The following is a 26,204-nucleotide window of genomic DNA, read 5'->3' as shown; positions in this document are numbered from 1 at the left end:
AGGATTTTCACAGGATGTGAGGAAGGCCGCGTTTGCAACACGCCTGATCATAAGCCGCCTTTCATTCAAAGATCAAAAAACCCGGCTCTATTTAAGAACCGGGCTCAGCATTTTCGTCTTGTGATGTATGCAAATACCGCAAAAATAATTGATAGGAACAAAAAACATTTTGCTGAAGCATGGCCAAAAAGTTCATTTGCAGCTGCGGATTGTAAGACATCATTTTTTTAAATACGTAATAAGGGATATTGAGAATCAGAATGTCTGAAGTGGCATTAACTGAGATAAAAGGTGATAAATAAAGCCCGCCTTTTTCATCAATCGGAAACACATCGCCTTTTTCCCACAGCGCAACGGTTTTCGACCCTTCAGGGAGCCTGGTGTCCATAAAACGGACACTGCCTTTTAATACAATATAAACAGATTGTGAATGAAGAAAGGATGGAGTTTGATCACATGGGCCGCTGATAAACGTGCCGTTTTTCAGCAAGGTTTCGACAATGGATAGAGGCACTTCATTAAACATGGGAAGTTGTTTCAGAAATAATAAATAGTCACACTGATTCATAAGAAAGCCTCCTGTGCTAAGGATAGCTTTAGTGTAGCTCGACTGAGCCTGTACAGCAGTGATGTATTTCACAGCCTGTATGATGAATGTCACTTATCAGGAGGGTGACTGCATTTATAATGGAAGAAAAAAGGAGGGTTTCGATGAAAGCGCTGATTCCGAAGCAGCACGGCGCATGGGCGATGCTGCTGATCCCATTTTTACTAGGCATAGTCAAGGGAGGCCCCGTTATTTGGCATATCCCGCTTTTCCTTGGCTGGCTTTTCCTATACTTAGCGGTTTATCCCGTTACACTTGCCTTAAAAAAGAAACAAATCAAACCATATCAAAAGTGGATGTGTTATTACGGTTTTCCCGCCTGCTGCTTTTTGATGATCCCTCTCTTTCATAAGCCTCCTCTCATCTGGGTGGGCGTTTCTTTACTGCCGCTGTTTCTCATCCATATGTATTTTGCCCGCCGAAAAAATGAACGAGCCCTATTGAATGATGTTGCGGGTGTTTTGTTCTTTTGTTCGGGAGGTCTTGCGAGCTGCTGGCTGGGGATGGGAACCCTTGACGGCTGGGCTTGGTTTATTTTCTTGCAGTCCGCTTTATTTTTTATCGGGAGTTCCTTTTATGTGAAATCGGTGATCCGCGAGAGAAAAAACAGGGCATTTGCATACTGGTCATGGGGATATCACCTGCTGCTCCCCTTTTTATCCGCTCTTTTCGGAGCAGGATGGGCGTTTCTCGCTTTTATCCCAAGCAGCTTGCGGGCATGGTTTTTTCATGGCAGGGATTGGCCTGTGAAAACGATTGGCATTCTGGAAATCGTGAACGCCTGCTTCTTTTTTGCCGTCATGTGCTTCTTTATGACAAGGTAAAAAAACAAGGACACCGCTGTCCTTGTTTTTTTCAGTCAATATTGCAAATCTCCAGCGGACAATTTTCACACTCAATTTCACACCGCAAATAGTCCCGCTTGTGCAAAATAATTTTTCCAGATTCGTCTATCGAAATAACCCCTTGTTTGCGGAGATCTCCGAGCATACGGTTGACGCTTTCCCGTGCAGCCGCGCAAAACTTTGCCAAATCCTGATTTGTCAGGACAATATTAATCAGAATGCCGTCGCTTCGCTCCACTCCGTAGCTGTTTGATAAGCGGATAAGGGTGGAATAGAGCGCACCCTTTTTGCCGTGAAGAAGCAGATCCCTGATTTTGGACTGAATTTTCCGGAGATGGGTGCTCATCCATTTCATGAACTCAAATGTCAGAGCGCCGTTTTGGATTAATTCTTTTTCCAGCTTATTTTTATTAATGACGAGCACCTCGCCATCCTCTAGCACTTTTGCACTGAGCATATACCTCGGTTCTTCAGTGAAAAGTGTTAATTCACCGACGATATCGTTTTTTTGGCAGATTCTAAGCGTCAGGTCTTTTCCGTCAGATGTCAGCTTGCCGATTTCAATGAGTCCTGATTGAATCAGATAAAGCTCTTCTGCATCCATTCCTTCTCGAAACAAATACGTGTGTTTTTCCATTTTTCTTTTCGTGCTGATCGATTCCAGCAATTCATGCAGATCACTGGATATAAGATCGCTATCAGATGGTCGAACAGAGAGAAAATTCATGAGCTCACCTCGAAGAAAGTCACGTTGTGTGTTTATTGTAACGTGAATTGATTTGTACCCATCGAGAAAAAACTAACAATCTTGTGAATGCTCCAGTGTTAGTTGATGCTCTGACTGTTTCTCTCCGTGTGCGTTTTCATTCTTTCCTGCCAATACATCCAGATCACAAGGACAAAGCTGGCTAACGCCACCTCTGAAAGCGCCATAAACCCGATCGCGTATTGGCCTGTTGCCTGAAATACACTCGCTAATATCAGCGGAGGAAAAAAACCGCCTAATCCGCCCATTGCAGACACAATCCCATTGGCAATCCCCGCTTGCTTCGAAAAATAGAAAGGCACCAGTTTAAAAACCGTCCCGTTTCCTATGCCTGAACAAACTGCTACAGTTAATGACCCAAACGTATAAAGGCCGATAGTCGGCGAGAACGATAAGATAATGCCTGATAATGTAAGCCCCGCAAAAACGAGCATCAAGATGCGGAGCGGGCTTATTTTATCAGCCAGGAATCCGCCCGCAGGCCTGAGCAGCGTAGAGACCGCAATAAAGCCAGCCGTCCGCAAACCGGCATCCGCCGGACTCAGTCCAAAATGCTCCACCAGAAAGTTCGGCAAATAGATGGTGAAGGCGACAAAGGCACCAAACGTAATAAAATAAAACAGGCTCAGAAACCACAGGACATGATTTCGGTAAACGGCTTTGATTTGAGTCTTTACAGAAACTTTGACCTTCTTCTCATGCCTGTCGCCGAATAAAACATGCAGTAAGGCAAAGACAGCCAGCAAAACCAGATACATCTGCACGGTTGCTTTCCAACCGACGGCTTGAGCGATAACCGGCGCCGCAAATGTCGTAACGGCTGTCCCGATATTTCCTGCACCGTAAATCCCATTGACGACACCGTGCTTTTCCTTCGGATAATATTTCGGAAGGGAGGTCACCCCAATGGAGAATACCGCTCCCCCGATCCCTAAGAAAAAGCCGCCGGCGATTAAATCAAACAAAGAATCCGCAATACTGATCCAAAATACAGGAAACAAAAGCAAGATAAAGCTGATCATAAACATCAGCCGCGCGCCAAACCGGTTCGTTAAATACCCTAAAGGAATGCGGAGAAGCGACCCGAGGATCACAGGAATCGCCGTCACCAAAGAAATCTCGCCCTTGCTTAAATGAATATCTAATGTGATTTGGGAAATGAGTGATGAAATCAGCACCCAAACCATAAACCCTGCCACCAAGCTTAATGACTGTAACGATAATTGAATGTGTTGACGGTTGATCATTTGGCTTGCCCCTTTCAATGATTCAATAATCAGTCTTATCATACAAAAACTCGGCAAACAGGATTGTGAAATACATCACACGTTTTCCTCATAAAAAAAGGACAAAGCCCGAAGACTTTGTCCTTTGATCATCATTACATTTTTTCCGGAGCCGATACGCCAATCAGCTGAAGCGCGTTGTTCAGCGTAATTTGCGTTGCCTTCATTAAAGCCAGGCGCGCGCGGCTTTTCTCTTCATTTTCAGGGTCGATGACTTTCTCTGCGTTGTAGAAGCTGTGCAGAGCGGAAGCCAGGTCATAAATATAGTTTGTGACACGGTGCGGAATTCGTTTTTCCGCTGCTTCCGCAACTGCCTCTGGGAAGCCGCCGATCGTTTTCAGCAGATCATATTCTTTTTCTGATTGGATATGGCTGAAATCAAGGTCTGCCGCAGGTGTAAGTCCCTGCTCCTCCCCTTGGCGAAGCATGCTGCAAATACGGGCATGCGCATATTGTGCATAATACACAGGGTTTTCGTTAGATGTTGATACAGCAAGATCTAAGTCAAAATCCATATGTGTGTCCGCACTGCGCATCGCAAAGAAGTAACGCACGGCATCCAAGCCTACTTCTTCAATCAAATCACGCATCGTTACAGCTTTACCGGTCCGTTTGCTCATTTTCATTTTCTCGCCGTTTTTGTAAAGGTGAACGAGCTGAATGATTTCTACTTCAAGCGTTCCTTTTTCATAGCCCAGCGCTTCGATTGCCGCTTTCATGCGCGGGATGTAGCCGTGGTGATCGGCGCCCCAAACGTTGATCAGCTTATCAAAGCCGCGGTCAAGCTTGTCCTTATGGTACGCGATATCAGGAAGCAGGTACGTGTACGTGCCGTCCTTCTTGATCAATACGCGGTCCTTATCATCGCCAAACGTTGTGGAACGGAACCAAGTCGCGCCGTCTTCTTCATAGACATGGCCTTTTTCGCGGATCGCTTCAAGCGCCTTATCGATTTTTCCGTTTTGGTACAGAGACGTTTCGGAATACCACACATCAAACGGCACACGGAAGTTTTCCAAGTCCTTGCGCAGCTTATCCAGCTCGTATTTCAGGCCGTATTCACGGAAAAACGCGAGGCGTTCACTTTCCTCTTCATTAACAAAACGATCGCCGTATTCCTCAGCGAGACGCTTTCCGATCGCAATAATATCCTCGCCGCGGTAGCCGTCCTCCGGCATCGGTTTTTCCAAGCCGAGCGCTTCAAAGTAACGGACTTCAACAGAAAGCGCCAGATTGTTGATTTGGTTTCCCGCATCGTTAATGTAGTATTCGCGGCTTACATCGTAACCCGCTTTTGAAAGCACATTGCATAAGGAGTCACCGACAGCCGCACCGCGTGCATGTCCGAGGTGAAGGTCTCCCGTCGGATTCGCTGATACGAATTCGACCTGAACTCGTTCGCCGTTTCCGATGTTCGTTTCCCCGTATGCTTCCCCTGCTTCCAGTACAGACGGAATCAGCTTTGTTAAATATTGATTGTTCATATAGAAATTGATAAAACCCGGGCCGGCGATATCCAGTTTTTCAATCGAAGCCTTTCCTTTATCAAAATGAGCGACAATCTCTTCAGCAATTTGGCGCGGCGCTTTTTTTGCGACTCTCGCCAGCTGCATCGCCATATTTGTAGAGTAATCGCCGTGTGTTTTATCTTTCGGTGTTTCTAAAACGACATTAGGAAGCTGGCTTTCTTCAGCCAGTCCCGCTTTCAGAACGGCCGCTTTGATTTCTTCTTTCAGCACGTCCTTCATTTGTTCCGCAATGTTCATGCGTGAGTTCCTCCCTCATACGTGATCGTCATATTATGTAAATGCTCCTGCTCGTCTCCGACATGCATGTCATATGCGATGCTGATACGGCCATTTTCTTCACCGAGATCAGATTGAATCGATTTTGTGCTTGTTTTCAGCTCAAGCTCACCAAATGACATTTTATATTTAGCAATTGTGGAAGCTCCCGTTACGAAACGCTGATTCATTTTGACAGCGCCTGACCTCATGACCAAGACTTCGCCTTCGCTTACTTTCACAATCGTTTTGACTTTGCCTAAGTCGTGTTCTTCATAATAAGATAGATACACTTTATTTTGTTTTACATAGTAAAATCCGGTGGTGCGGAATTCGATGACCTCTTGGTTTCCGTCATCCTCGATCACAGACTTCACATGGAGTGTTATCGGTGTCTCTTGCTTCATTCTGACACGTCCTTTTCATCATTCCACTTTGACTTGAATAGTATAATCATTCGGTTTGTAAACTTCAACTGCTTCTATCTTACCATCATTGCTCATCAGATTTGAAGATAAACCTCATAAAAAGCATTTCCTTAATAGAAGAGAAAATCATATCACTAATTACCTTTAGGAAATGTTACATTTTTCCGAAATCTATCATTTCCATTTCACATTTTTTTCAAAATATATGTATTGAATTAGTAATTTGATAGTTTTAAGATAAAAGTACAACATAGATCTGCTAGAAAAACAAAAAAAGGGAGGATTCAATTATGAAAAAAGCTGTCATTGTAGAAAACAAAGGTTGTGCAACATGCTCGATCGGAGCCGCTTGTTTAGTGGACGGCCCTATCCCTGATTTTGAAATTGCCGGTGCAACAGGCCTATTCGGTCTATGGGGATAAGGTTCTCCAAAAAGGGCATAGTCTTTCTACTATGCCCTTTTTAAGTAAATTACATTTTTCAACTAAAATCTACCTCTTGGATATACATACATAATCGTTTTTCATTTGAATCATAGATATAGGGGATGGTATTTTGTTTATAGAGCAGATGTTTCCATTTATTAATGAAAGTGTAAGAGTTCACCAGCTTCCTGAGGGCGGCGTGTTAGAAATCGACTACTTGCGCGATAATGTCTCCATTTCTGACTTTGAGTATTTGGACCTCAACAAAACGGCTTACGAGCTTTGCATGCGCATGGATGGCCAAAAAACAGCTGAACAGATTTTAGCTGAGCAATGTGCCGTGTATGATGAATCTCCCGAAGACCATAAAGACTGGTATTACGACATGCTCAACATGCTCCAGAACAAGCAGGTCATCCAGCTTGGCAACCGGGCAAGCCGCCATACAATCATCACGAGCGGAAGCAATGAATTTCCAATGCCGCTGCACGCCACATTTGAGCTGACGCACCGCTGTAATTTGAAATGCGCCCACTGTTATTTGGAAAGCTCACCTGAAGCGCTCGGCACCGTGTCGATTGAGCAATTCAAAAAAACGGCTGATATGCTGTTTGATAACGGTGTATTGACATGCGAAATCACGGGCGGGGAAATTTTTGTCCATCCAAACGCCAATGAGATTCTTGACTATGTGTGTAAAAAGTTCAAAAAAGTCGCTGTATTAACAAACGGAACACTCATGCGAAAAGAGAGCCTGGAGCTTTTGAAAACTTACAAGCAAAAAATCATCGTCGGCATTTCACTTGATAGTGTCAATTCCGAGGTTCATGACTCCTTTAGAGGGAGAAAAGGCTCTTTTGCCCAAACTTGTAAAACGATAAAATTGTTGAGTGACCACGGTATATTTGTCAGAGTCGCCATGTCCGTCTTCGAAAAAAACATGTGGGAAATCCACGATATGGCCCAAAAAGTTCGGGATCTTGGAGCGAAGGCGTTCTCTTACAATTGGGTTGATGATTTCGGAAGAGGCAGGGATATTGTCCATCCAACGAAAGACGCCGAGCAGCACCGCAAGTTTATGGAATACGAGCAAAATGTGATTGATGAGTTTAAAGATTTAATTCCGATTATTCCCTATGAGAGAAAACGCGCGGCAAATTGCGGCGCTGGCTGGAAGTCCATTGTGATCAGCCCGTTCGGCGAAGTACGTCCGTGCGCCCTCTTTCCAAAGGAATTTTCATTGGGAAATATTTTTCATGATTCCTATGAAAGCATCTTTAACTCCCCTCTCGTCCATAAACTGTGGCAAGCGCAGGCGCCGCGGTTCAGCGAGCATTGCATGAAAGACAAATGCCCGTTCAGCGGTTATTGCGGAGGCTGTTACTTAAAAGGGCTGAACTCTAACAAATATCACCGGAAAAACATTTGCTCTTGGGCGAAAAATGAACAATTAGAAGACGTGGTCCAGCTTATTTAGGAGGGAAACGATTTGTCACCAGCACAAAGAAGAATTTTACTGTATATCCTTTCATTTATCTTTGTCATCGGCGCAGTCGTCTATTTTGTCAAAAGCGATTATCTGTTTACGCTGATTTTCATTGCCATTGCCATTCTATTCGGGATGCGCGCGCGGAAGGCTGACTCGCGATGAGCATTTTGGATATACACGATGTATCCGTTTGGTATGAACGGGACAACGTCATCTTAGAACAAGTGGATTTACATTTAGAAAAAGGCGCCGTTTACGGCCTGCTTGGGGTAAACGGCGCCGGAAAAACGACACTGATTAATACGCTGACAGGCGTGAATCGCAATTTCAGCGGGCGCTTTACGCTGTGCGGAATTGAAGCGGGGGCCGGCATGCCCCAGAAAACATCAGATCAGCTGAAGATTCACCGTTACTTCGCCGCCGATTATCCGCTGCTGTTTACAGAAATTACGGCGAAGGACTATGTGTCTTTCGTCCATTCGCTTTACCAAAAGGATTTTTCAGAGCAGCAGTTTGCCGGTTTGGCCGAGGCCTTTCATTTTTCAAAATACATCAACAGGAGAATTTCAGAGCTGTCCTTGGGGAACAGGCAAAAGGTTGTGTTGATGACAGGCTTATTGCTGCGCGCCCCCCTGTTTATTTTGGATGAGCCGCTCGTCGGTTTGGATGTGGAATCGATAGAGGTCTTTTATGAGAAAATGCGCGAGTACTGTGAGTCAGGCGGAACCATTTTGTTCTCTTCTCATCTGCTCGATGTCGTGCAAAGATTTTGTGATTATGCGGCCATTCTTCACAACAAACAGATCCAAAAGGTCATTCCGATTGGAGAGGAGACCGATCTGCGGCGGGAATTTTTTGAGGTGATCGGCCATGAATAGCATAATCTCCATCATGTCTTTGCTGTTCAAACAGCTTTACAGCCGGCAAGGGAAAAAGGATGCCATCCGCATTGCCGCAGGCCTTGTCATTCTGGCCGTGTTTGAGATCGGGCTGATCCGACAGGCTGGCATTAACGAATCGGTGTTAGGGAAAACGTATATCATACTCGCGCTTCTCTTGATGAATGCGTATATGGTGTTTCTTTCTGTGACATCTCAATGGAAGGAATCTTATATGAAGCTGAGCTGCCTGCTGCCGATTTCTTCACGGAGCTTTTGGGTTGCCCAGAGTGTCGTTCTGTTTGTCGACACTTGTTTGAGAAGAACATTATTCTTTTTCATTTTACCGCTGTTCTTATTTGGAAACGGAACGCTGTCAGGGGCGCAAACATTGTTTTGGCTCGGCAGATTTTCGTTTTTTACCGTTTACTCCATTATTTTCGGAGTTGTGCTAAGCAACTATTTCGCCAAAAAAAAGAACTGGATGTTTCTGCTGCATGCGGCGATATTCGCCTGTGTATGCCTCAGCGTCGCTTTTATGCCGGCCGCCACGATTCCGCTTTGCGCGGTTCATATCCTGTGGGCGGTGGTCATTGACTTTCCTGTCTTTCTGCAGGCGCCTCCGCAGCAGAGCAAGATGCATTCATTTATGCGGCGATCTGAATTTTCGTTTTACAAAAGAGAATGGAACCGATTTATCTCTTCTAAAGCGATGCTGTTAAATTACGCGGTGATGGCGGCGTTCAGCGGATTCTTTTCGTTCCAGATGATGAACACCGGCATCTTCAATCAGCAAGTGATTTATATCGTGATTTCCGCGCTTTTGCTCATCAGCTCACCGATCGCCCTATTGTACTCGATTGAAAAAAACGACCGGATGCTGCTTATCACGCTTCCGATCAAGCGGAAAACGATGTTTTGGGCGAAATATCGCTTTTATGCCGGTCTATTGGCAGGCGGATTTCTCCTTGTCGCGATCATTGTGGGTTTCATCAGCGGCCGTCCGATTTCAGTTCTCACTTTTTTGCAGTGCATTGAGTTGCTGCTGGCGGGAGCGTTTATCAGGTTAACCGCGGATGAAAAAAGGCCCTTCTTCAGCTGGCAGACGGAGCAGCAGCTATGGAGCGGTTTCTCAAAATATCGGTCTTATCTGTTTTGTCTTCCCCTATTCTTAGCCACATTAGCCGGCACCGCTGTCTCCCTGGCGGTCGTTCCGATAGCCGGTCTGATCATAGTCTATTACCTGCAAAAACAGGATGGTGGTTTCTTTGATACAAGCAAAAGAGAACGGCTTGGAAGTTAACCTGCTGAAGACTCATCAATTTTCAACTATTTCAATCGCCGCGAGCTTTCTGAAACCGATCGAAAGCGCGGCGGAACCTGAGGAAGAAACAATTTATTTTTACGGCGCCGCCGCATACCTGAAGGAGCAAATCATTGACGCTTTCGGTTATGCTGCCGGCAGCCGTTTCATGTACTCGGCGAATCTCTTTTTTGATCAGCAGCTGAAAACCTGCGGGACCCGTTTGATTCACCCATTGTATAACGGGGATCTTCATGTTGACGCCCTAATGAAAACTTTTGCAGACATGTCTTTCCCTTCTTCTCTTTCATTCGAAGCAGTTGAAAAGGCCAGGAATGAGCTGCTGCTGAGAATCGAAAAGAAATTCACTGATCCCTTCTCCTACTCGGCGGCGCGATTGACTGAGGAGGTCTTCGGAAACCCGATGTACGGCACAGGCATGTTTGGCCGGAAAGACAGGATAAAGGCGATTCATCCTAAACGGTTTCTTGACGCAACGGACTTTATCGTTGATTTAATGTCCCAGCAAAAACAGCTGAACATATTGGGACAAGTTCAAGCATGTGATGCTCAGGGACATGCCCCGCAAACGTCCACTGTAACGTCCGGAAGAATACCCGTAAACCGGCATGTTTTTGAAACAGAGACACGCAGCGCTGCAGGCCCTTCCGTCTTGACACTCGGATTTGATTGCGGAGAAATGAAAGATGCCAGCGATTATATCAAAATCCAGCTGATAGACGGACTACTGGGAAAGTACGGCCATTCCGCTTTATTCAAGCATTTCCGAGAGAAGGATCTGGCAGTCTATCACGTCATCACCCGTTACGATGTCATGAACAATTTGCTGCTTGTTTCTATATGTACGGATCAGCTTCATGAAAAGGATATACCTCCGCGCGTTTTGGAAGCTGTCTCAGCTTTTCAATCGAATGAGCGGGAACTGGAACAGGCAAAGCAATTTTTACGGAATGAAATGCTGCTGCAATTCGATTCTCCCGAAGGTCTGTTGGCCTATATGGGGATTCTTCGCCGCTTCTCCTGCACGAAAGAAGCCTTGCTGGATGGCATCTCAGCGGTAACGTGCCGTGATGTATTGCAATTCATAGCGACTATCAATTATATCGGAGCTCATGTAGTAAGGGGATGAAGAGATGGAAAAGAAAGCCTTTTTTCAACAGCTGGATGAACGAACCGATATCAAATACACAGAAAGCGGGCTGAAAATATTCAGATTAAAATTTCCCCGCGCCCACCTGCGCCTGTGCAATGTGAAAATCGATTTCGGAAGCCGTGATGTCTGCTTACAGGCAGAATCCGGCGACACGCTGCTTCCGTATGGCACAGCACATTTTTTAGAGCATCTTCTCTTCTGGCATAACGGCCGCAACCTGTACAATGATTTTTTTGCGCATGGCGCGCTTTTAAACGCATTCACTACCTACACCGATACCAATTTCATGTTTACCTCATTACCGGATCGGCTCAGACAAACGATCCCCATCCTGCTTGATGCTTTATGGAACCACTCATTTGACAAAAAGATTGTCGCTCAGGAAAAAGCTGTGATTACAAGCGAAATTCAAACAGCACACCTTAACCATCAGCTCTCATATCATTATCAGCTGATCAGCATGCTTGCTCCCGCCTCACCTGCTGCCGTTTTCCCGGCAGGCAGAATCGAGGATATTAACGCGCTGAACATTGGTGATTTACAAAAAGCCTACAAAGCCGCCTACAAAGGCCATCGGATGACGCTGTTTTTGATTGGGGGTTCAGAAGATACGGAAATGCTATTACCTCCTCACCTTCAGCTGCAGAAGCGTCCGCATGATCAAGCTAAAAAGAAAATCATCCCGGCGTGCCCTCCACCCCTTTCACAAAAAATGGTGCTGGGTGATGAGGAGCGGATGGAAGATACATGGACCGGATTACAGATCGGCGCACTTCCCGGGCAAAACGATCTGTTGACCGTAAAGCTTTATTGGGATATCGCGTCTCGTATTCTATTTCAATTAGATTCACCGTTTTTTCAAGAAATTCAGCAAACGTATCGCCTGGAAATCGATCGCTTGTCAGCCGAGACACATATATATGAGGATGGCGGTTTCTTGATCCTTCACAGTCAAGGGACCCATTCTTCAGCTTATATTGATGTCGCATCATACTACGTCACGCAGCAGAAAGAACAGGTTGCGTCCTGGCTTCAATACGGCAAGGACTCTTTTACGGACGCGATCATTTATGACAGCGATTATGTGCGTAAATGCTTCGAATGGGCGGCCGAGTGTGACAGGAACGATTGCTCGTTTCTTGACATGTACCACATCATTCAAGATATGGATACGCAGATTTTCTTGTCTCTCATTGATGCATTGGCATCTTCTAACAAAGCGATCATTCATGTTTCCCAGAAAGAGGCGATCAAACAATGAGAAAAAGCACTGTCTTTACCTTGTTATTGCTGCTTATCGGTATGGCGGCTTATTCCTTCGGCTGGGTTAAGGCCGCCGCCGAATCCGCCGCCCAATATGTACAGATGATCAACAGTGATGCCGTGCGGCTCGGACTGCTGGCTTGTACCGCCGCCGTCCTGATGCTGCCTGCTTTTCTCTATCTTCACTATGTCACCCAATCCGTGAAAAACATGACAGCAGCTTTTCAGAAACTCACACAGTCTCATCAAAGCTGCTGTGACTTTCAGCAACACAACCTATGCAGCCGCTATGCAGAAGACGTCAAATCGCTGCGTGACAGCTATAAAAACGTCCGCCAAACATACGTGATGGCTGCTGTATTATGCCAAGTCGTCATATTCGGCTGCATATTTGAAATCGTCAAAGCCGTCCCTTTCCGCCTTTACACGCCCCCTGCCGTTTCAATGGGGCTTGCGCTGTTACTGATCTTGTATTTATTGTTTTGCATGCGAACGTATTTGCTGCAGCTTTTGCAGCACGGCAGCCTATTCAGAAAAGTGCTTGCGGGAGCGCTTGCAGCAGCCGGGATATGGTGGATGCTCAGTTTCACTATAAGTGAACTGCTGTTTCTGATCATCGTAGCGGCGATCCAGCAGATCGGATCATCAATATATAAGCACATCTCTGATCGCCGCCCCGCTTCTTTCGAACTATAAAGCTTCTACATTGCAATCGCAGACGGACCCGCGCCAACCGGAATCACCGTCACAGCTGTATAATCGCTCGTGCGGTACACGGTCACAGCATTGTCGTTGGGCTGTGCCGCATAAATATACTGATTGTCCGGCGTTACGGTGAGGTCAAAGGCGCCGGGCAGAGACACGTTTGCAATTATGGTGTGTGTAGCTGTATTGACGATAGTGAGGTTATCAGGATCCTTTTAGAAATGCACAGCATTCAGTTGATTAGATCGCAATAGCTCCAGGTGAAACCCCAAGAGATATGATAGTTTCCACAGAATAATCATCCGTGTTGTAAACAGTGATGTTCTGCTCTAAAAAATGGGTTGCATACAGAAATTCGCCATTCGGGGTAAACGCAAAAGAACTTGCCGGCTGTGGAACATTTCCTATAACGCCTGCTCCATTCGGACTGACAGAATATAAATTTCCAGTGTAGTTCTCAAGTAAATACACCTCTGATCCACTCGTAAACATTTCATATTGGTCGTCAGGCTCCAGTCCTTGAGTAATGCTGATCGTAAACGTATTTAAATCAATAACCGTCAAATAATTGAATAAGAATTCTTGTTCTAACACATACGCATACCGCTCCGGCCAATTTGTTTCTATGGATAATACGATAAGCTCTCGTTCAATCGTTCCTATGACTTCACCGGTAGATAGGTCCACTTTTTGCACTAAACCAAAATTAAGAACATAGGCGAATAACCCATTGGGATCGATTGCAACATCAAACCCTTCCACAGGAATAGACCTATCAACAGCCAGCGTATCAATTCCAATCACATAAATTTCAGTACCGGCGAAAACATAAGCAAACTCATGATTAGGGATAAATTTGATCGATCGAGGCGGCTGATCCAGCATTATGGATGCTGTCACTGTTAATGTGTCATAATCGATGACAGAAATCACATTGTTGTTGAAGTGCAAAACAAACACAGCGCTTTTATCCGGGGTCACTTCAATATCTGTCGGCCTATATGGAAGAGCAATCGTTGTCACAACGGCGTGAGTGTTTGTATCAATCACAGAAACTGATTGATCATTTGGATTCGCTGTAAACGCATAAACAGGCTCCGGCTCCGGTACAAGCACAATCGTCCCCGTCACCGATAAAGGACTGCCGTAAAAGGGCGGAACAACAACAAGGTTTTCGATCGTAATGTCACTGATATCCGGGCAATCTTCCGGTTCATCGGAATAATAGACGACTTGATCGATCTCTGCATTATGAATGACGGAAACAGCCCCATCCCCTTGTCCATATTGATTTCGCACAGGTGAGACACTGACGAGCAGCGTAACGGTTCCCTGCAGGCGCACTGCAAATTGAACACCGATCTCATCAGGCTCAGGCCCCGTTTGAATTAAGCATCGTTCACTGACACAGGAAAGGCTGTCCGCATTCCACGTGACACCTGCAACAGCTTCAGCCGGATCAACGACAAACCCTTCAGGTAATTCAATCGGTGCTTGAAACATGGCCTCGCGGCTTGCTTCTTCCTCACAAAAACATAAACATTCTTCTTGTGCGGCTTCTGCTTTTTCTTTAAAGGAAAGCTTGTTTTTTCTCATATCTTCACTTCCTTTTCAGACATACACTGCTCACGCAGATACAACAGAATATGGAAGGTGAATCTGTTTGCTTGTACAAATTGCCGAGGGTAAAAGCGGTTTTTTGAAAAAATCCCCTCTGATATGCGGTGTAACGAAAGAAAACATTGCGGTTTTTTTGCGCTTCTCACAAGAATGAAGATGATAAAATATGACATATATAGAATAATGAAGGGAGGGATTTACAAACGTGACAGGTGTCATATCTTCTTCTTCCATCGGAGAAAAGATTAACGAATGGTATATGTACATACGCCGATTCAGCATACCCGATGCAGAATATTTGCGACGAGAAATCAAGCAAGAGCTGGATCAAATGGAAGAAGATCAAGACCTTCATTTGTACTATTCACTAATGGAGTTTCGGCACAACCTGATGCTTGAGTACCTTGAACCGTTAGAAAAAATGAGGATTGAGGAACAGCCGAGACTGTCTGATCTGCTGCTTGAGATTGATAAAAAACAGGCTCGTTTAACTGGTCTGCTTGAGTATTATTTTAATTTCTTTAGAGGCATGTATGAGCTGGATCGCCGTGAATATGTATTAGCCATTCAATTCTTTAAAAAAGCTGAGAGCAAACTGGTTTTTGTGAAAGACAAAATCGATAAAGCGGAATTCTTTTTCAAAATGTCAGAAGTCTATTATTATATGAAACAAACTTATGTCTCCATGGACTATGCACGTCAAGCATTCGAAATATACAGTGAACAGACTACATATGATATCAGAATGATTCAATGTCAGTCCTTATTCGGAGCCAACTTTTTGGATTTAAAACAATACGAAAAAGCAATTGCCCATTTTCAAAAAGCCTTTACACTTGCAGAAGCAGAGCAGCAGCCGCAATTAATGGGAAGAACTCTTTATAACATAGCACTCTGCAAGCAAAACCAAAACAGTTTTGAATCAGCGATAGAGTATGTAAAAAAATCCATTCAAGTATTTGAAGGATCTAAAATGCTCCCTTCACTGCCACAAGCTTTTTTCCTAATTACACAAATTTATTTTAAATTAGGTAAGATTGATAACGCCTGTGAATATCATAAAAAGGGAAAAGAGTATTCTGCAGCTGCGGGAGATACCGTGTATCTAACGGAGTTTGAATTTTTGGAATCTTTATACTTGTCTGGACCGGATGAGGAACGGATAGAAAAATGTTTTGTTTTTCTTGAAGGTAAAATGATGTATGCAGATATCGAGGACTTCGCACTTGATGTTGCTAAATATTATCATCAACAGGAAAATTACAAAAAAGCATCTCATTACTTTTTAAAGGTTGAAGAAGCAAGACAGCACATTCAAGGGGGGGTGAATTTATATGAAATGGAAGTATAAATTATTACTCGCTTGTTTAGCTGTGAGTGCTGTATTTATCACAGTCGAAGTATCAAATTCATCAACAGAACATTTTGATGTTGCGCAGCGCGCCATGATCTAAACCGCCGTCTATCGGCGGTTTTTCTGTCCCCTCTTTACCCATCCTCCCAATCCATGCTATGATTCTTTCAATAATCTTGAAGAGGTGGCAATACAGTATGTCTCTGGAAAGTGTGAAAACCCACTTTACACAGTGGTATCGACAAAATGATGTGATGGAGTTCGAAACGTCGAGCGCGACAGTTGAACAAGCAGCTGAGACGATCGGCGTGAGCCCGGCTAGAATCGCCAAGACCCTGTCCTTCAGAGGGGAAGGAGATCAGGCGATTCTGATTGTGGCAGCCGGAGATGCCAAGATCGACAACAAAACGTTCAGGCAAACATTTGGCTTTAAAGCAAGAATGCTCTCTCCTGATGAGGTGCTGGAGCAGACAGGCCATGAAATTGGAGGTGTTTGCCCGTTTGGGTTGGCTCATGATCTTGAGGTTTATCTTGATGTATCGCTGAAACGGTTTGAGACTGTTTTCCCGGCTTGCGGCAGCAGAAACTCCGCTATTGAATTAACGCCTGAAGAATTATCCGAATTTTCTTTCTTAAAAGCGTGGATCGATGTTTGTAAAGGCTGGGAATAAAAAAACATCCAGACATCGTCTGGATGTTTACCTATTTCACAAACCCAAGCAGCATCTCACGGATGATTTTGCTGGCTGTGTTTGCCGTTTGCTCCGAGTGGTCATAAACCGGTGCGACTTCCACTAAGTCAGCGCCCTTTACATTTACCTCTGAACGCGCGATTTCATGGACGGATGCAAGCAGTTCTTTAGACGTGATGCCGCCGGCGTCAACCGTTCCTGTTCCTGGTGCGTGGGCAGGGTCTAATACGTCAATGTCGATTGTGACATAAACCGGACGGCCCGCGAGCTTCGGAAGCACTTCTTTCAGCGGTTCAAGCACTTCAAATTTTGAGATGTGCATGCCGTTTTCCTTCGCCCATTCAAACTCTTCTTTCATGCCGGAACGGATTCCGAATGAATACACATTGTGCGGTCCGATCAATTCTGCCGCCTTACGGATCGGCGTGGAGTGAGAAAGCGGTTCTCCCTCATAATCAACACGAAGATCTGTATGTGCGTCAAAATGGATAATCGCAAGATCTGGGTATTTCTTGTACATCGCTTTAATGACAGGCCATGACACGAGGTGCTCCCCGCCCATACCCATTGGGAACTTCCCTTTTTCTAAAATGCTGTCCACGTATTCTTCAATCATATCCAAGCTTCGCTGCGGATTACCGAACGGCAGCGGAATGTCGCCGGCGTCAAAAAAGTTCAAATCAGCCAGATCACGATCTAAATATGGGCTGTATTCTTCAAGGCCGATTGATACCTCACGGATTCTGCTTGGGCCAAAGCGTGAGCCCGGGCGATAGCTGACTGTCCAGTCCATTGGCATGCCGTAAAGAATGGCGTCCGCCTCTTCCCACTCGGGACGGCTCGCGATAAATACTTTTCCTGAATAAGCTTCATCAAATCTCATCTATAATACCCTCGCTTTCCTGTAAAAAAGCGCAAGATTCGCTCCTGCGCCATACCATCATTATTTAATCAGATCACTCACAAATTTCGGCAGTACAAACGCCGCTTTATGAATATCTTTTGTGTAATATTTTGTCTCAATATCGAAGAAACGGCTGTCTTCCACTGCAAGCGGATCATATTTTTTCGAGCCGATTGTAAATGTCCACAGACCGCTTGGATATGTCGGAATGTTCGCCGTATACAGCTTCGTAATCGGGAAGATTTCCTTCACGTCGCGCTGTACATTTGTGATTAATTCCGGTGTAAACCATGGGTTGTCCGTCTGTGCGACAAAAATGCCGTCTTCTTTCAGCGCTTTCGCGATTCCTGCGTAGAATCCTTTTGTAAACAGGTTTACAGCCGGTCCGACTGGTTCAGTTGAATCTACCATGATGACGTCGTATTGATTTTCAGATTTCGCAATGTGCATAAATCCGTCATCTACCTGCACATCAACTCGCGGATCATCCAGTTTGCCTGCGATAGAAGGAAGGAACTTTTTAGAGTATTCGATCACCTTGCCGTCAATATCTACAAGTGTCGCTTTTTTCACGCTTGGATGCTTCAGGATTTCTCTGATAACGCCGCCGTCACCGCCGCCGACTACCAGAACGTGCTCCGGATTTGGGTGCGTGAATAATGGCACATGCGCCACCATTTCATGATAGACGAATTCGTCTTTTTCAGATGTCATCACCATGCCGTCCAAAAACAGCATGTTGCCGAACTCTTCTGTTTCCACCATTTCTAAATGCTGAAATTCCGTTTGTTCTGTATGTAACGTTTTGTTAACCTTCATCGTAATGCCAAAGTTTTTCGTCTGCTTCTCTGTGTACCAAAGTTCGCTCAATTGTCATCTCCCTTTCCAGGCTGTATTCATTTATTGTAAGCGTCTAATCAGCTTTTATTCTCGGTTGAAATCTCATTTTCACCTAAGGAAAAAGTATAGAGGATGGCGGGAAAAAAGTAAAGATGCGTCCTGTTCAGCAATGTTTAAAAACGATCTTTTTTCCTCATAATAGTAGAAACATAAAAAAAGGGGGAACCCGTTGTGGATGCAATGACAAATAAACGGCTGAGACTGACGCTGAAAACCGTTCGCGCCTTTATCTTTTTAGGGGCTTTTGCGGCCTTTGCGGCAGCGGCCGTGTTTATGACTGTCATTTTGATAGCCAAATACCAGGGCGCTCCCTCGGTGCAGGTGCCGCAATCCACGATTTTGTATGCGAGTGACGGATCAAAGCTCGGGGAAACGAACTACGGCGAAAAGCGCTATTGGGTCCCCTTAAAGGACATGAATCCGACGATCGTAAAAGCGACAGTGGCGATTGAAGACCAGAATTTCTACGATCATCACGGCTTTGATTATAAACGCATGGCAGGCGCGGCGCTTGCTGATCTGAAAGCATTTGCCAAGGTTCAGGGTGCAAGCACCATCACCCAGCAATATGCGAGAAACTTATACCTTGAACACGACAAAACGTGGAAACGGAAATGGAATGAGGCATTCTACACGATCCGTCTGGAACAAAACTATTCTAAGGACGAGATATTAGAAGGCTATTTAAATACGATTTACTACGGTCATGGCGCCTACGGCATTGAAGCCGCTTCCCGCCTGTATTTCGGCAAGCATGCCAAAAACCTGACGGATGCGGAGGCAGCGCTTTTGGCAGGAATCCCGAAAGGCCCTTCCGGCTATTCACCGTATGTCAATGAGACAAAAGCCAAAGAACGCCAGAAAACGATTGTGCGCATGATGGAAAAGCAGCAGATGATCAGCCAAAAGAAAGCGGATGAACTGATCAAGGAACCTCTTTCCTATCAGCCTTTGAATAAACAAGTTTCCAAGAGAAAGGCCCCTTATTTTTATGACAATGCGATGAGAGAGCTGGAGAAAAAGCTTGGCATGACGCGGGAGCAAATTGAAACGAGCGGGTTAAACGTCTATACAACGGTGGATAAACGGATGCAGCGCATCGCCGAGGAGACCATTACCAAAACGGTTAACGCGGGCTCTGACATTCAAGTCGGGTTTTCAGCCATTGATCCCCGCACCGGAAACGTTCTCGCCCTTGTCGGCGGCAGGGATTATCAAAAAAGCCCGTTTGACCGGACGACACAGGCGAAGCGCCAGCCTGCTTCGACGATCAAGCCATTGCTGTATTATAAAGCGATTCAAAGCGGATTTACGCCAGTCACTTTGATGAAAAGCGAAGAAACCGAGTTTCAAATTGATGCAAAGGGAGAAACCTATTCTCCAAGCAACTATAACGGATACTACGCCAACAAGCCGATTACGCTTCTGCAGGCGCTGGCGCTTTCCGACAACATTTACGCTGTGAAAACGCATCTTTTTCTCGGCACGAACAAACTCGTAAAGGCCGCAAAGGAATTCGGCATTACCGCCCATCTTCAAGCACTGCCGTCCCTGGCACTCGGCACTGAACCTGTGCGCCCGATTGAGATGGTCAACGCCTATGCCATGCTCGCAAACGGCGGAAAGAAAATCGAACCGACTTTTATTTCGCGAGTTACGGACGCGGCGGGCCATGTGCTGTACGAAAACCCGAGTCAGCATAAACAAGTTCTTGATGAAAAAGCCGCTTTTGTCACGGCGAGTATGATGACAGGCATGTTTGATACCGATTTAAACGGATATACATCGGTAACCGGACGAACGATAGCCAACCGCCTGACAAGAACGTATGCCGGAAAATCAGGAACCACCAGCGCAGACAGCTGGATGATCGGCTTCAATCCGAAGTTGGCCGCGGGTGTTTGGACTGGTTATGACAAAAGCAGCACCATCGACTCGGTCGAAGAAAAAAGCTATGCTAAAACCATTTGGGCGGACTTCATGGAGAACGCGCTCAAGGGCGATCCGGAAACCGCGTTCAAGCCGCCAAAAGGCGTAACCGGCGTGTACATTGATCCAAAGACAGGCTACTCATCAGGTCCCGGCTGCGCCGCAAAGCATTACACATATTTTGTGAAAGGCACAGAACCATCAAACGTGTGCTACGGGGCAGAACCCGCAAAACAAACAAAAGACCGGCTTCCAGCCAAAGAAAAGCCCGCTTCCGAGAAAAAATGGTGGGACAAATGGCTGGGGCGAAATCATTGAAAATAACCCGGCTTCTCGGAGGCCGGGTTATTCGTATGGTTGGTCAATGCCCCATGGAAGCAACTTGTTTCACTGGATAAGTCTGTCCGAACTCAAGTGAATTTCATCCATCAACTATTTGGAATTCCTGCTTAATGCTTAAGACTAGATTCCACTAGAAAATGTTTTGCCCCTTTATATCTTTCCTAAGTATTTGCACCAGAACCCCTTCTTTCAATGCAAAAACTTAAGATGTATCGCATTATCTTTAGAATCGTTTCCGTTTCCATAAAGCTCTTATAAAGTTGAATTTCTTGTTTTATTTTAGCTTGATGCTGAAAAGATACTAGAATGCAATTTTTTTCATTATTCAAATCAGGATAAATATCTATTGTCGTTTAATAGGCAATGCATAATAGCCAAAAGCTAAATCCAGCAAGGCACTTGCTTCTTGACGCAGTAACAGATCTTTCGGACGGAACATAAAGGATCCGTCAGCATTGATCGAAAAAGTAAGGGCGTAACGATAAATACTAGCGGCGTTACATACAGTAAAATAGCGCATATAAGACTCATTATTCCGATAAAGAACTTCTGCATCAGCCAAAAAATAGCCCTCCAGTTGCTATTATTAAAGATTGTATCGCTCGCTTTAATCCATTTATCTCCCTCCTTTCTTCTCCTTGATTCGAATAACTCTATCGATATATCCGTATAAACCTTTGTCTGAATGCGTTCATACTGAACAAACGTGTGAATTGTTTGTAGCACCCAAGCTAACAAGGGAATACCAAAAAAGATAACCGTCATTACTAATGCAAATGTAATGCTGACCAGATAGAAACAAAAGTAAAAGAATCCGGATGCAAAGGTAAATAACAAGAAATAGAAATCTTGCAAAGTTTTTTGAGCTGATGCTTTCGTCATTAAAATCTCTCCTCCTCATTCATTGTCAATGCGGTAAAAGCTACTTTTTGATTCTAAGTATTTTTCTGTCACATACGGTAGTGTCAAAGTGTCACGGTTTGTATGACATAACTACCTAGACAGCGGCAGCCCACTCAATTTTTGTTACCCTTTATAAAAATGACAAAAGTTCACTATCGGCTATGACTCGCCGCGCTTGCTACACTCTGTTCATACGTGGTACGGCCATCAGGAGAAGCTTATACGTATGACAACGCCTCATTTGCGCTCACAAGGTTAACAGTAGAGAAATTTCTCGAAATATATGGAAAAGAATATTTTTAAACCATTAGATATGAAATCTACAAGTATGAGCTTTACGTCTGATCTTCTCAAAAGACTGGCTATACCTTATGGTCCCACCGGCGATCCAAATATAAAACAGATTTCTCCGTCTAATATAGTGGATTATTATTTTTATAATGGAAATGATAAGCATGCAAAAAACCGATTCTCTTTACACTAAAAAGAATCGGTTTCTAGTTTTATCCTCTAGATAACATTGGATAAAGGAATGAGGAAACTGAGATATTATCACTTGAGAGCATTAATTGTAACCTTGGCAGCCTGCGCAATCAGTTCATTATCATAGGTAGCATCTTTCTTATCTCGGCTGGACAGAATTGCGATGATAATAGGTGCTCTATTCGGTGGCCAAATGATGGCGATATCATTTCGTGTTCCGTAGCTACCGGCTCCAGATTTATCACCGACTTCCCAGTCTTTTGGTACGCCAGCGCGGATGAGTTTGTCTCCTGTAGCATTTCCACGCATCCAATCTGTAAGAATTTTACGTTTGTCAGCTGGGAGCGCATTTCCGACTGTGAAAGCCTTAAGATCGGTAGCAAGTGTTTTTGCTGTACTTGTATCACGAATGTCTCCCGGAATAGCTTCGTTCAAATCCGTCTCAAAGCGATTAGCCACGGTAACGTTATCACCAATCTGTCTAAGCGCTTCTTCAAAGCCTTTAGGTCCGTTTAGTTTCTTGAATAAAAGGTTCCCCGCAGTGTTATCACTATAACGAATAGCAGCCTCGCAAACTTCCCCAAGGGTCATCCCAGTGTCCACATGTTTCTCTGTGACTGGTGAATACGTAACTAAGTCATTTTTGGTATAGGTAATGACCTCGTTTAATTTGTCAATTGAGTTTTGCTGTAATACAGCTCCTGCCGCCAAAGCTTTGTAGGTAGATGCGTAAGCAAACCGTTTATTAGGTCGATAAGTTACTGTCTGGTTTGTACCAGTGTCGATAGCATAGACACCTAGTCGAGCGTCAAACTTTTTCTCAAGTTGAGCGAACTCTCGATGAGTCGCATGGTTTGCATGATTGGTTTGCTCTGTTTTTTCTTTTGCTTCAACTTGCAATGGTTCACCTATAAAGAATTTTACGCTTGCAAGGCTTAAACTTAGTATGCCAACACACACCCCTATTTTTAGCATCCTTGTACTTTTCAAAATGATCATTCCCTTCAGACTTTTAATACTTAAAACAGATGTTAAATTAGATACAATTGTATTGAATTTGAACATCAGTTTTTAAAATTACACTTAATAGACAATCTAAATAACAATATTGTTCCATATCTTTTAAAAAAATAATTTAACCTTAAGATAAAATAGAACCTACATAGAGAAGGGTTTTATGTTACATACAAGAAGCTTTGAATTTTTTGAGCAAATAGTTGTAATTCATCAGATACAGAAATAGGCATGCAAAAGGAAATGATGACTAGTACAGCTGATTCCCCGTTAGGAAAGTATGGGCTTAGCATACATGCAACAAAATTGCTGGACGGTACCGAAGTATGGGGGCATGGTGGTGGCATTCCCGGGTTTACTAACTTTGCAGGTGGAACGGAAGATGGTCAACATGTCATTTCGATAAACATCAATGTACTAGGAGCAGAAAAACATATCAAGAATATTTTAGTCTCAGAGTTTGCAGGGAAAACCAAACAGGTAGTAACAATTAAAAAATCCCAAGTGTCATAGCAGGCGGATTAAAGAAGGGTAAACGCTGGCCTTATGCAACAGGGACAGCGAGTTACGAGGTACCGCGCGCAGTAGAACCGAACTTTTCATTTCGTATTGGAAGCATCACGAAGACGTTCACAGCGTCCGTTATACTGCAGTTGGCTGAGGAGAAACAATTAAACCTTGATGATTCGGTTGAAAAATGGTTACCGGGGATCGTACAGGGTAATGGGTATGACGGTAAAACCATTCGTCAGTTATTGAAACATACAAGCGGGATTGCATCCTATACAGATTTGAATATGACGGAATGAGACCTAGACTCTCTAATACTTGATCCTTTTGGACCGGCAGTTCATTCACTGCCTTATAATAGTTAGGACAGTTACCGCATTCACACATATCCTTTATATCTTTCTCATACTGCTTTCTCGTTTCTTCCACGTCGGCTTTTATCAACCAATCGCCGACTCGAATGGTTTCGTACATCATATCCCCCTAAAAATGAAAAACCCCGAGTCTTGTTTCGGCTCGGGATTTTCCATGTCCTATTTCTGTATCACCAGTTTACTCAATGTTCACGAAAAATATCTCAAATATTCTAAAAGTTCACAGAAAATTCACAAATTAATTGTCTTCCGGAAGCAGGCTCGTTTTTAACTCATCTGAGGAACGGTCCCATAGGCCCTGATCATGATTTTTCAGAAATTCGCCTAGTACACGCTTCGAGCTGTCGTCCATTTTATCAACGATGATTTTCCGTTTCATGGATTTATCCATCAGATTCACATGCTCAGGCAGTGACTTGTAGCCTCTTCTGATGCTTCTGTCGACCGTCATTTCACAGGCTGTTACCCCTGCGTAATAAGGGCCCTCTTCTCTTCTGTCAATCGTCACCCACACAAGCCAGTATGGTTTGCCGTTTGGAACATCTTCTTTATTAGGCAGAAATTTAATTCCTTTTTCAACGGTGCTGCGGGCATGCATGGCACCGATGTCTACGAACGCTTCTTTTTCCTCTACATCGACGAACACGGGAGAAATGTTATCAAGGCTGAGTGCCCCTACGCCAAAACCGCCGTGTCCGTCTGTCGGATCACTTTTGATAATATTAAACCCGATTGATTTTTTCTTTTTTTCTTCCATGAAGTTCTACCTCCTACAAAAGCGGTTGAAATATCGCTGAAAACAGCTTTAAAATCGAATCTCTTCCTGCATTAAGCAGCGGCCACAGCACGTAAGATCCGAGCGGTGTCACAAACAGAACCAAAAACACGATAAAGCCGTAGTTCTCCGCTTGCGTCATTTTGGCACGCACGCCCGGCGGAACAAGATCTTCTATAATTCGATAGCCATCGAGCGGAGGAAGCGGCAGCAGATTAAATAAAAACAAGACAAGATTCAGCTGTATCCAAATAGAAAAAAACTGATCCAATCCCGTGCTGAATGCCGCAAGCATTTCCATTCCGTACGCATGCATCAACACTAACAAAAAGAAACCGATAAAGGCAAGAATCAGGTTACTGACAGGCCCGGCTATAGATACGAGCACACCGGCAAGCCGGGGTTTCTTAAAGAAACGGCGATTAACGGGAATGGGACGCGCCCATCCAAAGCCGGCCACCAAAATCAAAATGGTACCGAACGGATCAAGGTGCTTAATAGGATTCAGCGTCAGTCTTCCTTGTTTTTTCGCCGTATCGTCACCAAATTTGTATGCGACATAAGCATGGGCAAGCTCATGCATCGTAAACGACACAATTAGCGTGATGACGAGGTATGGCATTAAAGACAACGGATAATATAAAAAACGGTCCAAGTGAGATATCCCTCTTTCTCAAAATGCAAGAATTTACTTTATTCAGTATACTATAAGAAGCCTCTTTTTCTAAAGAGAGGAAACGAGATAAAGGAGGATTCAGCACACATGCCATACGTAACTGTCAAAATGCTCGAAGGCCGTACAGACGAGCAAAAACGCAATCTTGTTGAGAAAGTAACAGAAGCCGTAAAGGAAACAACCGGCGCTTCTGAAGAAAAAATTGTTGTCTTTATAGAAGAAATGAAAAAAGACCATTATGCCGTTGCAGGCAAACGCCTAAGCGATATGGAATAATCTCTGTAAAGCCGGCGCTTCGCGCACCGGCTTTTATTATCCCTATTGAGCCAGCTTCGCAATAATCGCCAAGAACGTCTTTTTCTCTTCGGCTGTTAAACGTTCAAACATCCCGTCAATCAGCTGCTGGCGGTTTTCGATCATTTGTTCAGCCGCTCCCCGGCCCGATTCAGAAAGCGTAATCCATACAGTGCGACGGTCATTATTATTTCTGGATCTCTCAATAAACCCTTCCTGCTCTAAATGATTCAGAGCTGTAGTCGTGGCAGAGGGAGACAGTGTGACCTCCTTCAAAATATCCTTTATGGTGCAGCTCCCATGTCTGTATATGATCCGCAGAATAAATCCTCTTACATTATTCACGTGTTTCGGAACGGTGGCTTCATCTAATTGCTTCGTGCTTTTCAAATATTTTGTAAGTGCGTGATCCAGCAAATTTGCTTCCAGTTTGTCATGGTCCATGTCAATTTCCCCATTTCGAGATGCATTCATAACATAC

General features: G+C 44.4%; 28 protein-coding genes and 4 pseudogenes. 17 read left to right on the top strand and 15 right to left on the bottom strand.

Annotated elements, in window-relative coordinates; all coding sequences use genetic code 11:
* Window positions 1–91: 91 nt before the first annotated feature.
* On the bottom strand, window positions 92–568 hold the full coding sequence (gene arfM, locus BFW96_RS02125; RefSeq protein WP_069838509.1) for a Crp/Fnr family transcriptional regulator ArfM: 477 nt from the start codon (window positions 566–568) through the stop codon (window positions 92–94).
* 143 nt (window positions 569–711) lie between these two features.
* Between arfM and BFW96_RS02120 the strand changes: the two genes are divergently transcribed.
* On the top strand, window positions 712–1,431 hold the full coding sequence (locus tag BFW96_RS02120) for a YwiC-like family protein (RefSeq protein ID WP_069838508.1): 720 nt from the start codon (window positions 712–714) through the stop codon (window positions 1,429–1,431).
* Between the two features lie 31 nt (window positions 1,432–1,462).
* On the opposite strand, the gene fnr is transcribed toward BFW96_RS02120, so the two are convergent.
* The 4 genes from fnr to BFW96_RS02100 form a co-directional block, all read right to left on the bottom strand.
* A complete protein-coding gene (gene fnr / locus BFW96_RS02115; RefSeq protein WP_014665760.1) occupies window positions 1,463–2,179 on the bottom strand; it encodes a fumarate/nitrate reduction transcriptional regulator Fnr in 717 nt (238 codons plus the stop codon).
* A gap of 98 nt (window positions 2,180–2,277) precedes the next feature.
* Window positions 2,278–3,465, bottom strand: coding sequence for a nitrate transporter NarK (narK, locus tag BFW96_RS02110; RefSeq protein ID WP_069150503.1), 1,188 nt, complete (start codon window positions 3,463–3,465; stop codon window positions 2,278–2,280).
* A 134-nt stretch (window positions 3,466–3,599) separates the two neighbouring features.
* Window positions 3,600–5,270 (bottom strand): arginine--tRNA ligase, encoded by a 1,671-nt coding sequence (gene argS / locus BFW96_RS02105; RefSeq protein ID WP_069838507.1) that lies wholly within the window; start codon window positions 5,268–5,270, stop codon window positions 3,600–3,602.
* Entirely contained in the window at window positions 5,267–5,695 is a 429-nt protein-coding gene (locus BFW96_RS02100) for a YwiB family protein (protein WP_040081525.1), read from the bottom strand. Before BFW96_RS02100 ends, argS begins: the two co-directional genes overlap by 4 nt.
* Window positions 5,696–6,006: 311 nt before the next feature.
* On the opposite strand from BFW96_RS02100, the gene sboA reads away from it, so the two are divergent.
* From sboA to BFW96_RS02060, 9 genes are read left to right on the top strand one after another with little or no spacing between them, the layout of a single operon-like run.
* A complete protein-coding gene (sboA, locus tag BFW96_RS02095; RefSeq protein WP_003222002.1) occupies window positions 6,007–6,138 on the top strand; it encodes a subtilosin A in 132 nt (43 codons plus the stop codon).
* Complete coding sequence (locus BFW96_RS20910; protein ID WP_083252778.1) at window positions 6,095–6,232, top strand: bacteriocin biosynthesis protein; 138 nt, start codon at window positions 6,095–6,097, stop codon at window positions 6,230–6,232. Before sboA ends, BFW96_RS20910 begins: the two co-directional genes overlap by 44 nt.
* Before the next feature lie 39 nt (window positions 6,233–6,271).
* Entirely contained in the window at window positions 6,272–7,618 is a 1,347-nt protein-coding gene (gene albA, locus BFW96_RS02090; RefSeq protein WP_069838506.1) for a subtilosin maturase AlbA, read from the top strand.
* A gap of 12 nt (window positions 7,619–7,630) precedes the next feature.
* Window positions 7,631–7,792, top strand: a complete 162-nt coding sequence (gene albB / locus BFW96_RS02085; protein WP_003222006.1) for an antilisterial bacteriocin subtilosin biosynthesis protein AlbB — start codon at window positions 7,631–7,633, stop codon at window positions 7,790–7,792.
* The gene (locus BFW96_RS02080) at window positions 7,789–8,508 is read left to right on the top strand and encodes an ATP-binding cassette domain-containing protein (protein ID WP_069838505.1); all 720 of its coding nucleotides are present in this window, start codon (window positions 7,789–7,791) and stop codon (window positions 8,506–8,508) included. Before albB ends, BFW96_RS02080 begins: the two co-directional genes overlap by 4 nt.
* The gene (albD, locus tag BFW96_RS02075) at window positions 8,501–9,811 is read left to right on the top strand and encodes an antilisterial bacteriocin subtilosin biosynthesis protein AlbD (protein WP_069838504.1); all 1,311 of its coding nucleotides are present in this window, start codon (window positions 8,501–8,503) and stop codon (window positions 9,809–9,811) included. Before BFW96_RS02080 ends, albD begins: the two co-directional genes overlap by 8 nt.
* A complete protein-coding gene (gene albE / locus BFW96_RS02070) occupies window positions 9,801–10,961 on the top strand; it encodes an antilisterial bacteriocin subtilosin biosynthesis protein AlbE (protein WP_083252798.1) in 1,161 nt (386 codons plus the stop codon). Before albD ends, albE begins: the two co-directional genes overlap by 11 nt.
* A 4-nt stretch (window positions 10,962–10,965) precedes the next feature.
* Window positions 10,966–12,246, top strand: coding sequence for a M16 family metallopeptidase (locus BFW96_RS02065; protein WP_069838502.1), 1,281 nt, complete (start codon window positions 10,966–10,968; stop codon window positions 12,244–12,246).
* Window positions 12,243–12,944, top strand: a complete 702-nt coding sequence (locus BFW96_RS02060) for an antibiotic biosynthesis protein AlbG (RefSeq protein WP_069838501.1) — start codon at window positions 12,243–12,245, stop codon at window positions 12,942–12,944. The genes BFW96_RS02065 and BFW96_RS02060 overlap by 4 nt, the downstream gene beginning before the upstream one ends.
* A 5-nt stretch (window positions 12,945–12,949) precedes the next feature.
* Here BFW96_RS02060 and BFW96_RS20905 read toward each other — a convergent pair.
* Together BFW96_RS20905 and BFW96_RS02055 are read right to left on the bottom strand one after the other, a co-directional pair.
* Window positions 12,950–13,159, bottom strand: a pseudogene (locus BFW96_RS20905) (YncE family protein); the annotation flags it as partial.
* Window positions 13,160–13,193: 34 nt separating this feature from the next.
* On the bottom strand, window positions 13,194–14,549 hold the full coding sequence (locus BFW96_RS02055; RefSeq protein ID WP_069838500.1) for a YncE family protein: 1,356 nt from the start codon (window positions 14,547–14,549) through the stop codon (window positions 13,194–13,196).
* Window positions 14,550–14,778: 229 nt separating this feature from the next.
* Here BFW96_RS02055 and BFW96_RS02045 point away from each other — a divergent pair, with 229 nt between their 5' ends.
* The 3 genes from BFW96_RS02045 to BFW96_RS02035 all read left to right on the top strand — a co-directional run bounded on the left by BFW96_RS02045 (window position 14,779) and on the right by BFW96_RS02035 (window position 16,598).
* On the top strand, window positions 14,779–15,924 hold the full coding sequence (locus BFW96_RS02045; RefSeq protein ID WP_069838498.1) for a response regulator aspartate phosphatase: 1,146 nt from the start codon (window positions 14,779–14,781) through the stop codon (window positions 15,922–15,924).
* Entirely contained in the window at window positions 15,908–16,027 is a 120-nt protein-coding gene (locus tag BFW96_RS02040; protein WP_014665774.1) for a PhrC/PhrF family phosphatase-inhibitory pheromone, read from the top strand. The genes BFW96_RS02045 and BFW96_RS02040 overlap by 17 nt, the downstream gene beginning before the upstream one ends.
* Before the next feature lie 97 nt (window positions 16,028–16,124).
* Window positions 16,125–16,598 carry a YbaK/EbsC family protein gene (locus tag BFW96_RS02035; protein WP_069838497.1) on the top strand — a complete coding sequence of 158 codons (474 nt, stop codon included), beginning with the start codon at window positions 16,125–16,127 and terminating at the stop codon, window positions 16,596–16,598.
* 31 nt (window positions 16,599–16,629) lie between these two features.
* Here BFW96_RS02035 and speB read toward each other — a convergent pair whose 3' ends face one another.
* Together speB and speE are read right to left on the bottom strand one after the other, a co-directional pair.
* Window positions 16,630–17,502 (bottom strand): agmatinase, encoded by an 873-nt coding sequence (speB, locus tag BFW96_RS02030; RefSeq protein ID WP_003227545.1) that lies wholly within the window; start codon window positions 17,500–17,502, stop codon window positions 16,630–16,632.
* 60 nt (window positions 17,503–17,562) lie between these two features.
* Window positions 17,563–18,393 carry a spermidine synthase gene (speE, locus tag BFW96_RS02025; protein WP_003227543.1) on the bottom strand — a complete coding sequence of 277 codons (831 nt, stop codon included), beginning with the start codon at window positions 18,391–18,393 and terminating at the stop codon, window positions 17,563–17,565.
* A gap of 201 nt (window positions 18,394–18,594) precedes the next feature.
* On the opposite strand from speE, the gene BFW96_RS02020 reads away from it, so the two are divergent.
* Window positions 18,595–20,670, top strand: coding sequence for a transglycosylase domain-containing protein (locus BFW96_RS02020; protein WP_069838496.1), 2,076 nt, complete (start codon window positions 18,595–18,597; stop codon window positions 20,668–20,670).
* Window positions 20,671–21,037: 367 nt separating this feature from the next.
* Here BFW96_RS02020 and BFW96_RS21790 read toward each other — a convergent pair whose 3' ends face one another.
* Window positions 21,038–21,256: a hypothetical protein gene (locus tag BFW96_RS21790; protein ID WP_234698028.1), complete on the bottom strand. Its 219-nt coding sequence runs from the start codon at window positions 21,254–21,256 to the stop codon at window positions 21,038–21,040.
* Window positions 21,154–21,576, bottom strand: a pseudogene (locus BFW96_RS02015) (sensor domain-containing protein); the annotation flags it as partial. The pseudogene BFW96_RS02015 and the gene BFW96_RS21790, both read right to left, overlap by 103 nt.
* A gap of 216 nt (window positions 21,577–21,792) precedes the next feature.
* Between BFW96_RS02015 and BFW96_RS21785 the strand changes: the two are divergent.
* A pseudogene (locus BFW96_RS21785) lies at window positions 21,793–21,988 on the top strand (hypothetical protein); the annotation flags it as partial.
* Between the two features lie 161 nt (window positions 21,989–22,149).
* On the opposite strand, the gene bla reads toward BFW96_RS21785, so the two are convergent.
* Window positions 22,150–23,079, bottom strand: a complete 930-nt coding sequence (bla, locus tag BFW96_RS02010) for a class A beta-lactamase (RefSeq protein WP_371326430.1) — start codon at window positions 23,077–23,079, stop codon at window positions 22,150–22,152.
* A gap of 246 nt (window positions 23,080–23,325) precedes the next feature.
* Here bla and BFW96_RS21780 point away from each other — a divergent pair.
* Window positions 23,326–23,900: pseudogene (locus tag BFW96_RS21780) on the top strand (serine hydrolase domain-containing protein); the annotation flags it as partial.
* A gap of 316 nt (window positions 23,901–24,216) precedes the next feature.
* Here BFW96_RS21780 and BFW96_RS01995 read toward each other — a convergent pair.
* Both BFW96_RS01995 and BFW96_RS01990 read right to left on the bottom strand, forming a co-directional pair.
* On the bottom strand, window positions 24,217–24,735 hold the full coding sequence (locus BFW96_RS01995; RefSeq protein ID WP_069838493.1) for a YwhD family protein: 519 nt from the start codon (window positions 24,733–24,735) through the stop codon (window positions 24,217–24,219).
* Between the two features lie 13 nt (window positions 24,736–24,748).
* Window positions 24,749–25,408, bottom strand: coding sequence for a site-2 protease family protein (locus tag BFW96_RS01990; RefSeq protein ID WP_014665778.1), 660 nt, complete (start codon window positions 25,406–25,408; stop codon window positions 24,749–24,751).
* Between the two features lie 108 nt (window positions 25,409–25,516).
* On the opposite strand from BFW96_RS01990, the gene BFW96_RS01985 reads away from it, so the two are divergent.
* Window positions 25,517–25,705, top strand: a complete 189-nt coding sequence (locus BFW96_RS01985) for a 2-hydroxymuconate tautomerase (RefSeq protein WP_040081512.1) — start codon at window positions 25,517–25,519, stop codon at window positions 25,703–25,705.
* Between the two features lie 42 nt (window positions 25,706–25,747).
* Here BFW96_RS01985 and BFW96_RS01980 read toward each other — a convergent pair whose 3' ends face one another.
* Entirely contained in the window at window positions 25,748–26,167 is a 420-nt protein-coding gene (locus BFW96_RS01980; protein WP_003242889.1) for a MarR family transcriptional regulator, read from the bottom strand.
* Between the last annotated feature and the right edge of the window lie 37 nt (window positions 26,168–26,204).

This window comes from Bacillus sp. F56, assembly GCF_001748205.1.
Taxonomy (GTDB): domain Bacteria; phylum Bacillota; class Bacilli; order Bacillales; family Bacillaceae; genus Bacillus; species Bacillus stercoris.
This window is presented reverse-complemented; position numbering and strand designations above follow the sequence as displayed.